Annotated in this window: 10 protein-coding genes; 3 read left to right on the plus strand and 7 right to left on the minus strand. The window is 64.6% G+C overall.

The features are described from left to right. Nucleotides 1–63: 63 nt before the first annotated feature. The 6 genes from QMG52_RS00875 to QMG52_RS00900 all read right to left on the minus strand — a co-directional run bounded on the left by QMG52_RS00875 (nt 64) and on the right by QMG52_RS00900 (nt 7374). Nucleotides 64–1197 (minus strand): Gfo/Idh/MocA family protein, encoded by a 1134-nt coding sequence (locus tag QMG52_RS00875; RefSeq protein ID WP_283558543.1) that lies wholly within the window; start codon nt 1195–1197, stop codon nt 64–66. Between the two features lie 137 nt (nt 1198–1334). After that, nucleotides 1335–2432, minus strand: coding sequence for a substrate-binding domain-containing protein (locus tag QMG52_RS00880; RefSeq protein WP_283558544.1), 1098 nt, complete (start codon nt 2430–2432; stop codon nt 1335–1337). A 62-nt stretch (nt 2433–2494) separates the two neighbouring features. Then, nucleotides 2495–3760: a multiple monosaccharide ABC transporter permease gene (gene mmsB / locus QMG52_RS00885; RefSeq protein ID WP_283558545.1), complete on the minus strand. Its 1266-nt coding sequence runs from the start codon at nt 3758–3760 to the stop codon at nt 2495–2497. Between the two features lie 26 nt (nt 3761–3786). Further along, on the minus strand, nt 3787–5331 hold the full coding sequence (mmsA, locus tag QMG52_RS00890; RefSeq protein ID WP_283558619.1) for a multiple monosaccharide ABC transporter ATP-binding protein: 1545 nt from the start codon (nt 5329–5331) through the stop codon (nt 3787–3789). Between the two features lie 191 nt (nt 5332–5522). After that, nucleotides 5523–6725: an ROK family transcriptional regulator gene (locus QMG52_RS00895; RefSeq protein ID WP_283558546.1), complete on the minus strand. Its 1203-nt coding sequence runs from the start codon at nt 6723–6725 to the stop codon at nt 5523–5525. A gap of 118 nt (nt 6726–6843) precedes the next feature. Then, entirely contained in the window at nt 6844–7374 is a 531-nt protein-coding gene (locus QMG52_RS00900) for a gamma carbonic anhydrase family protein (protein ID WP_283558547.1), read from the minus strand. Nucleotides 7375–7559: 185 nt separating this feature from the next. Between QMG52_RS00900 and QMG52_RS00905 the strand changes: the two genes are divergently transcribed. Then, nucleotides 7560–8357, plus strand: coding sequence for a nitrilase-related carbon-nitrogen hydrolase (locus tag QMG52_RS00905; protein WP_283558548.1), 798 nt, complete (start codon nt 7560–7562; stop codon nt 8355–8357). A 42-nt stretch (nt 8358–8399) separates the two neighbouring features. On the opposite strand, the gene QMG52_RS00910 is transcribed toward QMG52_RS00905, so the two are convergent. Continuing rightward, a complete protein-coding gene (locus tag QMG52_RS00910; RefSeq protein ID WP_283558620.1) occupies nt 8400–10025 on the minus strand; it encodes a PucR family transcriptional regulator in 1626 nt (541 codons plus the stop codon). 367 nt (nt 10026–10392) lie between these two features. Between QMG52_RS00910 and QMG52_RS00915 the strand changes: the two genes are divergently transcribed. Together QMG52_RS00915 and QMG52_RS00920 are read left to right on the plus strand one after the other, a co-directional pair. Continuing rightward, nucleotides 10393–11823, plus strand: coding sequence for an amino acid permease (locus QMG52_RS00915; RefSeq protein ID WP_283558621.1), 1431 nt, complete (start codon nt 10393–10395; stop codon nt 11821–11823). After that, on the plus strand, nt 11820–13523 hold the full coding sequence (locus tag QMG52_RS00920; protein WP_283558549.1) for a flavin monoamine oxidase family protein: 1704 nt from the start codon (nt 11820–11822) through the stop codon (nt 13521–13523). The genes QMG52_RS00915 and QMG52_RS00920 overlap by 4 nt, the downstream gene beginning before the upstream one ends. Nucleotides 13524–13526 lie beyond the last annotated feature (3 nt).

Genomic DNA, 13526 nt, shown 5'->3' on the forward strand with positions numbered 1-13526 from the left:
CGCGATCCGCTTCAGATTCACCCGTCAGTACTCGTCGGAAGCTGCGCCATTGTGGGACCGGGGTTATCCGGCGCTCATCCTATCCGCCGGATAGGTGATGCCCAGCTGGCCGCGGATGCCGTCAAAGAGCGCCATGATGGCCAATGAATCATCCAGCGGCATGGTGGGGCTTTCGGTGAGCCCCTGCTGGATGCAGCGCGTGACTTCGCGCAACTGGTAGGTGTAGCCGCGGCCGGGAAACTCGAAATTCTCCACCCGGGCGGTGCGGGAGCCAACGTGAACGGCGAGTGAGGTCGGATTATTGATCGACCCTGAGGTCCGGATGAAGCCCTCGGAACCGGCGACGACGGCGGACCGCGGGCCGAGTGCGGTGAGGGAGGAGATGAGCTGGGCATGCGCCCCGGAGGAGTATTCAAGGGTGATCGCGTTCTGACTGTCCACGCCCCAATCCGTGAGGGTGCCGGCCGCGGTGACGGACGCCGGGGCGCCCAGCGTTCCCCATGCCCAGAGCAGGGGGTAAACACTCAGATCGAGCAGCGCCCCACCGCCGGCCGTCGGGTCCCAGATGCGGGCCGCGCGGTCCAGCGGGGCCACGAAACCCAGATCCGCCTGGACCCATTGCACGTCCCCGATCTCCCCCGAGTCTGCGATCTCGAAGGCCCGCTGCATCCCGGGGACAAATCGCGCCCAGACGGCCTCCATCAGGAAGAGCCCGCGCTCCCGGGCCAGTCCGATCAGCTCCGCCGCTTCGCGGGCATTGATGGTCAGGGCTTTTTCGCACAGGACGTGTTTGCCGGCTTCCAGGGCAGCCTTCGCCACGGCATGGTGCTGGGCGTGCGGGGTGGCTATGTAGACCACATCGACCTCGGGATCCGCGACCAGCTGCTGGTACCCCGGCATATTCCCGGCAGACGCGCTCCCGACTGTTCCGCCGTCGTCGTGCTGGCCCCCGTCGTCGTAATAGTGGCGCGCAAAGCCGAAGCGGGCCGCAAAGTCTGCGGCGTTGTGCCGGCTGCGGGAGCTGACGGCCTGCAGCACGGCATCTTCCAGCAATGCGAGATCGGTGCTCATGGTCCGGGCAATGTTCCCGGTGGCCACCACACCCCAGCGCAACGGTCTCCCGGTGGCTTTGATGGGATCCGGTGAAGCGGAGGTATACCAGTGCGGCCTGGCGATGTAACGGTTCGGAGTCGTCATCCTGCCATCATGCCAGAGACGCATCGCAGGTTGGAGGGGCAAAGCACAATGGTCCCCGTCCCGGAAAACCGGGACGGGGACCATTCAGCGGCCCGCTGGAGCTGTTTGCCCTGCTGGAGCCTCTTGGTCAGCCGGAGCTACTTGGTCAGCGGGGCCAAAACCTTGTCATTGGCATACGCCTCAGCCGCGTTGGCCTTGGTGACGATGACGGGCTTGAGGTAGAAGGTGGGGACCTTCTTGGTTCCATTGTCAGCTTCCGCGCTGGTCGGCGGGGTCTTGCCCGCCTGCAGATCCTTGACCATCCCGATGGCCTGGGTCACCAGAGCGCTGGTGTCCTTGTTGATGGTCGAGTACTGCTCGCCGGCCATGATTGATTTGACGGACTCCACCTCGGAATCCTGGCCGGTGACGATCGGCAGCGGCTTGCCTGCGGCCTTCACCGACGTAAGGATGGCGCGGGCGAGCGTGTCGTTGGGGGAGAGCACACCGTCCAGGGCGGCCGAGGTGTAGCTTCCGGCCAGCAGAGTATCCATACGCTTCTGGGCATTCTCTGCCTTCCAGCCCTGGGTGACGGCCTGTTCAAAGGATTTCTGTCCGGAGACGACCTTCAGCGTGCCATCGTCGATCTTCGGCTGCAGGACGTTCATCGCGCCGTCAAAGAAGACCTTGGCATTGGCGTCATCGGGAGAGCCTGCAAAGAGCTCGATGTTGTACGGTCCGGAGGGCTTCTTGGCCTTCATTCCGTCCAGCAGCGCCTGACCCTGCAGCTGCCCAACCTTGTAGTTGTCATAGGCCACGTAGTAGTCCACGTTCTCCGTGTTCAGCAGGAGCCGGTCATAGGCGATGATGGTGGCACCGGCATCCTTTGCCTGCTTGAGCTGGGTGCCCAGCTGGGCACCGTCGATCGCGCCGACGATGATGACCTTGGCGCCCTTGGTGACCATGGAGCTAATCTGGTTCTGCTGATCGGACACGCCGCCGTTGGCGAACTGGACGTCGCCCTTGAACCCGGCGGTCTTGAGGCCGTTGTTGAACAGACTCTCGGCCAAAACCCAGTTCTCCGAGGTCTTCTGCGGCAGCGCAACGCCGATTTCGGCATCCTTGGCGAAGCCGGCCGCAGCGGAGCTGCCGTTGGCAGAGGAACCGGTGTCCGCGCGGCCACAACCGGTCAGCGCGAGGGCGGACGCCGCGGCAAGGACCGCTATGGTCTTCACCGATTTGTTGAGTTTCAACATGGTTTTCGCTTTCTTTGGTGGGATACATGCCTTGCTGGGAAAAATGTGCTGACGGTGCTTCGTTAGACGCCGGCCGTGCTGGAAATGACTTCTTTCGTTTCGGTCGTCTCGGCTTGAGCCCTATTGCCGAAGTTCCTCATCAACAGCCCGATGAGGGATTTTTTGCCCTGCTTTTTGTTGTAGACGTCGAAGGCGACGGCGGCCAGCAGCACCAGGCCCTTGATAATCTGCGTGATGTCCGCTCCGGCGCCCAGGAGCTGGAGGCCGTTGTTCAGGACTGCCATCACCAGACCGCCGATGACGGAACCAACGACGGTCCCAACGCCACCGGTGACCGCGGCACCGCCGATGAAGACCGCGGCGATCGCATCGAGTTCCCAGCCGACGCCGTCGAACGGACCCGACGCATTGGAGCGCCCGACGAAGATCATTCCGGCGAGCCCGGCCAGGACGGCCATATTCATCATGACCAGGAAATCCACCCTTTTGCTTTGCACACCGGAGAGCGCGGCAGCATGACGGTTACCACCGACGGCATAGATGTGCCGGCCGGTGATGGTCCGCGACGAAATAAACCCGTAGATCAGCACCAGGACACCGAGAATGATGCCCGGGATGGGGAAGGAAGTGCCGGGACGACCGGTGGCGAAAAGGTAGGTGGCGTAGATGACGGCTGCCGATAGAAGCACGAGTTTGATGATGGATACCCATAGCGGGGACACCTCGGCGCCGATGGACTCGGCGTTCTTCCGGGTATGGACCTCGCCCCAAATGATCGCAGCGACGGCGATCAATCCAATCAGCACTGTGAGGTTGTTATAACCGGTGTTGGGTCCGATCTCGGGGAGGTAGCCGGCGCCAATGTACTGGAAATCCTTCGGCACGGGGACGGTATTGGATTTGCCGACGAACTGGTTGGCGCCACGGAAAAGCAACATTCCTGCCAAGGTCACAATGAAGGCCGGGATGCCGACGTAGGCGACCCAAAAACCCTGCCACGCGCCGATGATCGCCCCCAAAATCAGGCCGATCAGGATGCCCATATACCAGGGCAGGTGCCAGTCACGCATGGTGATCGCGACGACGATGCCCACGAACGCGGCGATGGAACCGACCGACAGGTCAATGTGGCCTGCGATGATCACCAGGACCATGCCGATGGCGAGGATGAGGATGTAGGCATTGCCATTGAAGAGGTTGATGACATTGTCTGGTGTCAGGGTGAGGCCGCCGGTGAATACCTGAAAGAAGATAATCAGGAATAACAGAGCGAAGATCATCCCGAACTGGCGGGTGTTGCCGCCGAAGAGCTGTTTTATGGCATTCATGATGTGGATCCTGTTTCTTCCGTGGTTCAGGCGGATTTCTTGGCCGCGGTCATAAGTTTCATCAGGGATTCCTGGCTGGCAGCTTCTTTGCTGACGACGCCGGTGATGGCGCCCTCGAAGATGGTGTAGATCCGGTCGGAAATGCCCAAGAGTTCGGGAAGTTCCGAGGAAATCACGATTACTCCCTTGCCCTGATTGGCGAGCTGCTGAATGATGCCGTAGATCTCGTACTTGGCGCCGACGTCGATGCCACGGGTCGGCTCATCCAGGATCAGCAGATCGGGGTCGGTGAACATCCACTTGGCCAACACCACTTTCTGCTGGTTGCCGCCGGAGAGCTTGGAGACGCCTTCATCCACGCTGGGAGCCTTGGTACGCAGCTGTTTGCGGTATGACTCGGCAACGGCGTATTCCCTGTTCTCATCCACCACGGAATACGTGGAGACCTTCTGCAGCGCCGCCGACACGGTTGTTTCCTTGATGTCGTCCAGCAGATTAAGGCCTAGGGTCTTACGGTCCTCGGTGACGTAGCCGATGCCGTGCCGGATGGCCTGTGGAACGGTGCGCAGACTGATCTCCTTGCCGTCCTTGATGATCTGACCGGAGACAAAGTTTCCATAGGAGCGGCCAAAGACGGACCGTGCCAGCTCTGTGCGCCCGGCACCCATCAGTCCGGCGAAGCCGACGATTTCTCCGCGGCGGACGTTAAAGCTGGAGTTCTTGCACACCAACCTGTCGGGGACCTGAGGGTGCCGCACGGTCCAGTTCTTGACCTCGAAGAAAACCTCACCGATCTTCGGTGTGTGGTCCGGGAAGCGCGATTCAAGTGTCCGCCCCACCATGCCCTTGATGATGCGGTCCTCATCGACGCCGTCGGCCTTCACATCAAGCGTTTCGATGGTCTTGCCGTCGCGGATGATGGTGATGGAATCCGCCACCTGTTCGATCTCGTTGAGCTTGTGCGAGATCATGATGGAGCTGATGCCCTTGCTCTTGAGCCCACGGATCAGGTCCAGGAGATGCTGGGAATCGGATTCGTTGAGGGCGGCGGTTGGCTCGTCCAGAATCAGCAGTTTGACGGATTTGTTCAACGCCTTAGCGATCTCCACCAGCTGCTGCTTGCCCACACCGATCTCCTTGACGGGGGTGTCCGGGTCATCCCGCAGGCCCACGCGGGCCAGCAGATCGATGGACCGGCGCCGAGCCTGGTTCCAGTCGATGGCGCCAAACTTTGTCGGTTCATTGCCTAAGAAGATGTTTTCGAGGATAGAGAGTTCGGGGATCAGAGCCAGTTCCTGATGGATGATCACGATTCCTGCGGCTTCGCTGGCTCGGATATCCTTAAATTCGCAGACCTGTCCCTGGTAGAAGATCTCCCCGCCGTAGCTGCCGTACGGGTAGACGCCGGACAGTACCTTCATCAACGTGGATTTTCCGGCGCCGTTCTCACCGCAGATGGCGTGGATCTCATCAGCCCGCACGCTGATGGAGACGTCGGCGAGCGCCTTCACACCAGGGAACTCTTTGGTGATTGAGCGCATCTCCAGGACTACCGGTCTGCTGGACACCATGATTTTCTCCGCCTCCAAAGCGACTCTTTTGTCGTACACGTTGGTCAAAACCGGCCGCTGCAGCGCTGCGGCCACGGTCCTGTTCCTGCATGGGCCGGAAACTGGGGGCAGCTGCATACCTGAAGAAAAGTAAACTCGGTCACAGTGCTTGTCGTCAAGCCTTTAACGCAAAAACCCGAGGATAGCCCATTTTAGGGGCGGCGGATCCGCTGATGCTGGAAGACCAGGGACGCGGCGCCCAAAGCTTCCGCCCGGTCGCCAAGGGAGGACATGGCCAAGGTTGTGCTCTCGCCGACCACGGGTACGGCATGGCGCAGCAGGCCGCGCCGGATCGGATCCAGCAGCAGGTCATCGAGGCCGGCCAGCGGGCCGCCCACCACAATGACTTCGGGATTTATCAGGTTGGCTACGTTGCCGATGGCCCGCCCGACGGCAAGTCCGGCGTCGTCAATGACCCGAAGCGTCGCGGAATCCTTCGCCAGTGCGCGCCGCACGATGTCTCCTACGGTCAAGGGTCCCACCGCGCCGCGGCTAAGGAGTTCGATCATGGTGGCCGTTGACGCCACCGTTTCCAGGCAGCCGCGGTTGCCGCAACGGCAGATCGGTCCATGTTCGTTGATGGTGGCATGACCGATCTCACCGGTCACGCCGACATTCCCGTAGTACGGCGCCCCGTTGAGGATGAGACCGGCGCCGATTCCGCTGCCGATTTTGAGGAACATCAGATTGCTGACCGACCTGTGCGGGCCCCAGGTGACCTCCGCCAAGGCGCCGAGGTTCGCGTCATTGTCCGCGTAAACAGGAAGCTCCAGGGTCTTTTCCAAGCGTTCAAGGATGTTAATTCCAACCCACTCGGGCAAAATGGCGCCTTGCACGACGGTGCCGCTCCGCCGGTCGATCGGCCCCGGAATGCCGGCGCCGGCACCAACGATCAGGCTCCGCGGGATGTTGGCCTCAGCGAGCAGCAGATTCAGCAGGTCCGCGGCCGCCGCGATGCTCTCGCTGGCGTGGTGTCCCAGCGGCAGCGGGAGCGCCCTTTCCGCGACGACCTGATAGCCGAGGTTGGCCAGCACGACGCGGACGTGGCTGCGGCCAAAGTCAATGCCGACGGCGACAGCACCGTTGCCGTTAAGGGTGACGGAGAGGGCGCGGCGGCCGGAGCTGGTGGTGGGGGCGGTTGAAACGAGGCCCTTGGCCGCCATGCTCTTGACGATGTTGGAGACGGTGGCCGTGGAGAGACCGGTGGAACGCGATATCTCCGCTTGGGTCGACGGGCCGGCGCCGAGCAGGGCGTCAATGATGCGCTGGCGGTTCAGCAGACGCAGCGCAGGCTGCGACCCCGGATTGCGGGAGCGCCTCTTCGTCGGGGTGGTCGTGCGGTCTTCTTCGGCCATAAGTAGTACAGTGCATCAATCGACCTTTGTAGTCAAGAATTGAACGCAACACTTCGCGCCTCCTCCCCAACTGAGTAGCAGTTATCGCACTCAAACCGCGTTTTGAGTGCCGCAACTGCTACTCAGTTGGGGCGGCGTGAATCTCCTTGTGGGCTTTCCCCAGCTCAACGTAGTGGCTCGCGTTCTCCCGGACGCCGTCGAACTCCTCCTGCGTCAGTTCCCGGCGTACCTTCGCCGGCACGCCTGCTACGAGCGAGCGCGCCGGTATCACTGCGCCCTCCAGGACGACGGCGCCGCCGGCCACCAGGGAACCGGCGCCGATCACCGCGCCGTTCATGATGGTGGCCCCCATGCCGATCAGGCAGTCGTCCTCCACCGTGCAACCGTGCACCACTGCACCGTGACCGATGCTCACGCCGTTGCCCACCGTCGTCGGAAATCCGGGATCCGAGTGCAGCACGACGTTGTCCTGCAGGTTAGTGCCTGAGCCGACCCGGATGGCGGACGTATCGGCCCGTACCACCACGCCGTAGAAGGCGCTGGAGTCGGCACCCAATTCCAAGTCGCCGATCAGGGTGGCCGAGGGGGCGACGAAGGCGGAGGCGGCGACAGCGGGTGTCTTGCCACCAAATGTAATAAGCGAAGTCATGGCATCGATGCTACCCGCTACCGGACGTTCACCCCTGTGCTAAAATCCGGACCATCGCGCCGAGGACCTTTCGCCCCAGATGCCATCCAGGTGGGATGATCTGCCCCGCTCGGGGGACAGTCGGATGGTTATTCTGGAATCCGGACATCCGAAACGGAGACATCGCAAAAAGAGAGGTTGGCCGCATGCTGCTCGCGGTTCTTCAGGGCCGGGCCCAGACCCTGGAAATCGGGGCCAATCTGGCCGCCATCGATGCGGCGGCCGGCCGGGCTGCCACGCGTGGGGCTACGGTGCTGCTCACGCCCGAGCTATTCCCTGTCGGTTACGCGCCGCTGACGGTCCGGGCGGAGTTGGATCCGGCCACCCTCCCCGGGCTGGCCGGCCGGTTGGCCGCCATTGCCGAGCGCCATGGGATTGCCCTGGTCTACAGCTTGCCCGCGGTCCGGGAGAACGGGGACTGGAACATCTCGGCCACACTGGTGGACCGGTCAGGTGCGGAACTGCTCAGCTACGCCAAGGTCCATCTCTTCGGCCCCGAGGAGCAGCAGGCCTTTGCACCCGCGGACCAGCCGCCCGCCGTCGTCGACTTCGACGGCCTCCGGACCTCGCTGCTGATCTGCTATGACGTTGAATTTCCCGAGCCGGTGCGCGCGGCGGTCAGCCGCGGTGCGGAGCTGCTGCTGGTCCCGACGGCCTTGGGGCACGGGTATGCCAGCGTGCCCCAGGTGCTGCTGCGGGCCCGTGCACTGGAGAGCCAACTGGCCATCGGCTACGCGAACCACTGCGGCACGGAGGGCGGGACACGCTTTGGCGGCGGCAGCATCATCACCGGGGCCGACGGCGGGGTGTTGGCGCAGGCAGGCAGCGGCGAGGAATTGCTTTTTGCGCAGATAAACCGGGCAGAAATCCACTCCGCCCGAGCGGATGTACCCTATCTGAGCGACCGCCGGCCGGACCTATATGGGCGCTGGGAGGGCCGGTAGCCCGGGGCCACGAGGCATCAGGCCCGGGAGCCGCCGAGACGGTCACGGTAACGAATCCGCGTACTGCAGGCCGATCCACAGCTCCGCCCGAGTCTGCGCGTCATTAATGTCGTATTGCAGCAGCTCGGCCAGCACACCGATCTGCCGTCGGACGCTATTGCGGTGCAGGCCGAGCGCTTTGGCCGCACCGTCCCAGCTGCCGTTTTCACCCAACCAAGCCCGTAGGATGCCAAGCAGCGTCTCCCGCCGCTCAGGATCCAGCCCTAGCAGTGGGGCAAAGAGCCGTCCGGCCAGCATGCTGCCGGCTTCCGGCCCCAGCAGCCCGGTGACCGACCAAGTCACCGCGTCCACCCGCAGGTTCTGCTGCGTGCTCTGGACCCGGGAGCGCAACGAGGTGGCGCGCTTGTATGCAGCCGGCAGGTCGTTGAGCTCAGTGGGATCCCCCACGACGACGCGCCAGCCCAACTTGTCCACCTCGGCCAGCAGGGCGTCGTCGACCCTCAGCCGGGTGATCGCTGCGAAGCCGTAGTCGGTGATTTCCACCAGCTTGGTTTCAAAGAGCCGGCGCCACTGCAGCAGTTCGCGCACCGGACCGTCGCTGCTGCCCCGCTGTGCGTGATCCAGTGCGTCCACGTTCACTCCCTGGACGACGCGCATCGAAGCCGTGCGGGTGGACGTCAGGCTTTGCGCCAGCAGGTCCTTGGCCGCGGTGACCTGCCGGCCGCTGCCGCCGGTCATTGTCTCCGGGTGCAGCAGTAGCGCCACGGCCAGCTGGCTGGGCGCCAGCGATCCGCTGGTGCGCTGGCGGAAGAGTAGTTCAAGGAGGCCGACAGCGGTGGAGACCACGTTGTTCTGCGCGGCGGTGAGCCGCTCATCGGAGCCAATCACCAGGGCGCCCAGGTTGGCGTCCTTGGAGCTGCGCAGCGGGTGGCCGACGACGTGCAGCGAGCCGGCGACCGTATAGGACTCCAGCTCCACCCGGGGTCCCGAGCCGGAGAGAAGCCGGTCCAGCATAGCTGCCAGCGAAGCGGAGTCAAGCGGTGATTTGCCGGCCCGTCCGCGGATCCTGCCGTCCCCGCCGACCAGCACTGCCCAGCAGGGAAAGCGCTGGACCAGGGCCTGGAGCAGCTCGTGCTCCGGCCGCGGGGAGAGCACACCTCGCATCAGGACCCGGTTGGCGTCTGCGAGTTGGCGGAAGACCTTGGCGCCTTCGGATTCGAGCAGCTGGGCGAACTGCAGCCCGATCGCGGCAAAGGGGACCGACGGCGGCACCTGGATCAGGGTCAGGTTCCGCTGCCGGCAGGAGTCGATCAGCGGCTGCGGCACGGCGTCGTGGTACGGCGTGAGGCCGAAGCCCAGCGCGCACACCTTCGACTCCACGAGCCGGGCCACATACGCGTCCACCAGCTCCGGCCGGCCACCGTCGCCCACAAACGGCAGACCCGCGGTGAGGATGAATTCGCCGTCCATCAGGTACGGCGTCGGGTCCTCCAGCTCGCTGGGCTCCACCCAGCGCAGCAATACGCCATGGTCCGCGTCCTGCCCATCGCCGGCATGTCCCTCGTCCGCATCATGGAGCACGACGAGGTCATCCGGCAGTTCGCGGCGGAATTGGGCCAGCGTAACGAACCGGAACCGGGAATCCAGCTTCTCAGAAAGCAGCGGCATACGCTGCTCCCGGTCTGTCTGCAGTGCGCCGGACCGGGCTGTTCCGGTGCCGGCTTGCCCCGGCGCCAGCGCCTGCGGAAGGATGGCATCTGGTGCAATACGTCTCATGAATGTCTATCATAGGGCATTTCGCACAAGGTCGAGAGCCAGGTCACAGCCCTATTCTGGATCAGGGGAACCCGCCAACTACGCACGAAAAAGGAAGTCAACGGTGACTGTGCCCAGCCAACTGAAACAGCAGAGCCCGCCCGCCAGCGGGCCCACATCTACCCGGACCGGCCGCCAAGGCCGAGACCGAGGGCGCAGCGGTGCCCGTCCGGCAGTCGGACTCGGCAGCCAGCTGCTCCGCCGCAAGCCGCTGGGCCAGATGGTCCACGAAGCCGGCAGCGGCTCGAATGGTCCCAAGCTGATCCGCAGCTTTGGCGTGCTGCAGCTGACCATGATCAGCGTCGGTGCCACCCTGGGCACCGGGATCCTGGTGATCCTGGGCGACTCGGTGCCGCTGGCCGGGCCGGCCATCTGGATTTCCTTCGTCATCGCCGGCCTGGCCGCCCTGTTCTCCGCCGTCTCCTACGCGGAGATGGCCGGACTGGTTCCGGTCGCCGGGTCCAGCTACTCGTACACTTACGCCACACTGGGGGAGGGGATGGCCTGGATCTGCGGCTGGTGCCTGGTGCTCGAATACGCCGTCTCCGTGGCCGCCGTCGCCGTCGGTGCCGGCCAGTACGTCAACGAAACCGTGTCCGCCTTCGGGCTAAGCCTGCCGGATGCGATCTCGCAGCCGCCGGGATCCGGCGGGGCGTTCAATCTGCCGGCCATGGTGATTGTGCTCCTGGCCATGGCGCTGCTGGTGCGCGGCGCCAAGGAAAGCGCGTGGATCAACACCGCCATCGTGATCATCAAGATCGTCATCCTGCTCTTCTTCTGCGTGATCGCCTTCAGCGCCTTCAATTCCGGCCACTTCGAGCCGCTGATGCCGATGGGTGCCGCCGGTGTCTCAGCCGCCGCCTCCCGGGTGTTCTTCTCCTACATCGGCTTCGATGCCGCGTCCACCGCCGGTGAAGAGGCCCGCAATCCGCAGCGGGACCTGCCGCGCGCCATCATGCTCTCCATGGTCATTGTCACCACGCTGTACGTGCTGGTGGCCGTGGCCGCCGTCGGCGCCCGCGAATGGACCTGGTTCGAGGGCACCCAGGCGGCGCTGGTGCAGATCCTGCAGGAAATCACCCACCAGCCGTGGATCGCCTTCGTCTTCTCCGTAGGCGCCGTGCTGGCCATCGCCAGCATCGTGCTGACCGTGCTGTACGGGCAGACCCGGATCCTGCTCTCGATGTCCCGCGACGGACTGGTGCCCAAGGTCTTCGGCAGGGTCTCGGCCCGCACCGGCACCCCGGTGGCCGGCACGCTGATCGTGGGCATCGTAGTCGCCCTCACCGCCGGCCTGATCCCGCTGGGCGCGCTGGCGGATGCCACCAGCATCGGCACCCTGTTCGCCTTCGCGCTGGTCAACCTGGCCGTGATCCACCTGCGCCGCAAGCGTCCGGAACTCAAACGCAGCTACCGCGTCCCGCTCTACCCGCTGACCCCGATCCTGGGCTCGCTGATGTGCATCTACCTGATGATCAACCTGGGCGGCATCACCTGGCTGGTCTTCGCCGGCTGGATGCTGGTCGGATTTGCCGCCTACTTCGGCTACGGCCGCCGGCATTCCAAGGTGGCGGAGCTGAGCGCCGAGGAGTACCGTGTGCTGGCGACCAGCTCGTTCGACGACGAACCCGTGAAAGTTGGGCAGCGATGACCATCGCCACCGATCCGCAGCAGCCGCCGGTGCCCGGGCAGGCACCTATCACCATGTTGAACCCGGATTTCCCCTTCAGCTACGACCTCTACCTGGCGCACCCGGCCGGGCTCGGCTCCGTCCCGGCGGAGCTCTATGGCACCGAGGTAGCCGTGGTAGGGGCGGGCCTGTCCGGGCTGGTGACCGCGTATGAGCTGATGAAGTTGGGCCTGCGACCGGTGCTGTATGAGGCGGATCAGCTGGGCGGCCGGCTGCGCACGGCCAGCTTCCCGGCGGCCCCCGACGTGGTCGCGGATTTGGGCGGGATGCGCTTCCCCGCCTCCGGCCGGGCCTTCTACCACTACGTGGACAAGCTGGGACTGGCGACGACGGCGTTCCCGAATCCGCTCGCGGAGGTTACCTCCAGCACGGTCATCGAACTGGCCGGCACCTCGCATTACGCGCGCACCAGTGCGGACCTGCCGCCGTTCTTCCACGAGGTGGCCGAGGCCTGGCGCGCCGCAGTGAACGATGGCGCCCAATTCGCCCAAATGCAGCAGGCCATCCGTGCCCGCGACACCGGCCGGATCAAGTCACTGTGGAACGCGCTGCTGCCGGAACTGGACGAGGAGACGTTCTACGGCTTCATCGCGCAGAGCAAGTCCTTCAGGGACGCCGGTTTCGCGCACCGCGAGGCCTTCGGCCAGGTCGGCTTCGGCACCGGCGGCTGGGACACCGACTTCCCGAACTCCATCCTGGAGATCCTGCGCGTGGTCTATACGGACGCCGACGACGGCCACCGCTCCCTGGTGGGCGGGGCGCAACGCCTGCCCGAGGCGCTCTGGCACCACTCGCCCTCGGACATTTCGCCGTCGGAGATGAAGCACTGGCCGGCGGGAACCTCGCTGGCGTCGCTGCACAACGGCTCCCCGCACGGGGCGGTGGCGAAGATTTCCCGCGCCCCGGACGGCAACATTCGCGTCCAGGAACGCTGGGGCCGCACGGCCAGTTACCCGGCCGTGGTGACCACCTGCCAGTCGTGGCTGCTCTCCACCCGGATCCACACCGAGGAAGGGCTCTTCGCGCCCGAAATGTGGACCGCGATCGAGCGCTCGCACTACATGCAGTCCTCGAAGACCTTTGTCATGGTGGACCGGCCGTTCTGGAAGGACGTCGATCCGGACACCGGCCGCGAGGTGCTGTCCATGACCCTGACCGACCGGCTGAACCGCGCCACCTACCTGCTGGACAACGGCCCGGGCAAGCCCGCCGTCATCCTGCTCTCCTACACCTGGAACGACGACGCGCTGAAGTGGCTGGCGCTGAGCTCCGAGGAACGGGTGGAGCTGATGCTGCATTCGCTCAAGCAGATCTACCCCACGGTGGACATCGCCTCGCATATTGTCGGCCAGCCGATCACCGTGTCCTGGGAGGCGGACCCAAACTTCATGGGTGCTTTCAAGGCGAACCTCCCCGGACACTACCGCTACCAGCAGCGGCTCTTCACGCACTTCAAGCAGGACACTCTGCCGCCGGAGCGGAGCGGGATCTTCCTGGCCGGAGATGACGTGTCCTTTACGGCCGGCTGGGCCGAGGGTGCGGTCACAACCGGGCTGAATGCCGTCTGGGGCGTGGTGCGGCATCTGGGCGGCAGCTCGGCGCCCGGCAACCCCGGCCCGGGGGACCTGCTGGACGAGCTGGGCCCGGTGCCGCTGGACTGAGGC

The organism is Paenarthrobacter sp. PH39-S1 (genome assembly GCF_030063245.1).
Classification (GTDB): domain Bacteria; phylum Actinomycetota; class Actinomycetes; order Actinomycetales; family Micrococcaceae; genus Arthrobacter_M.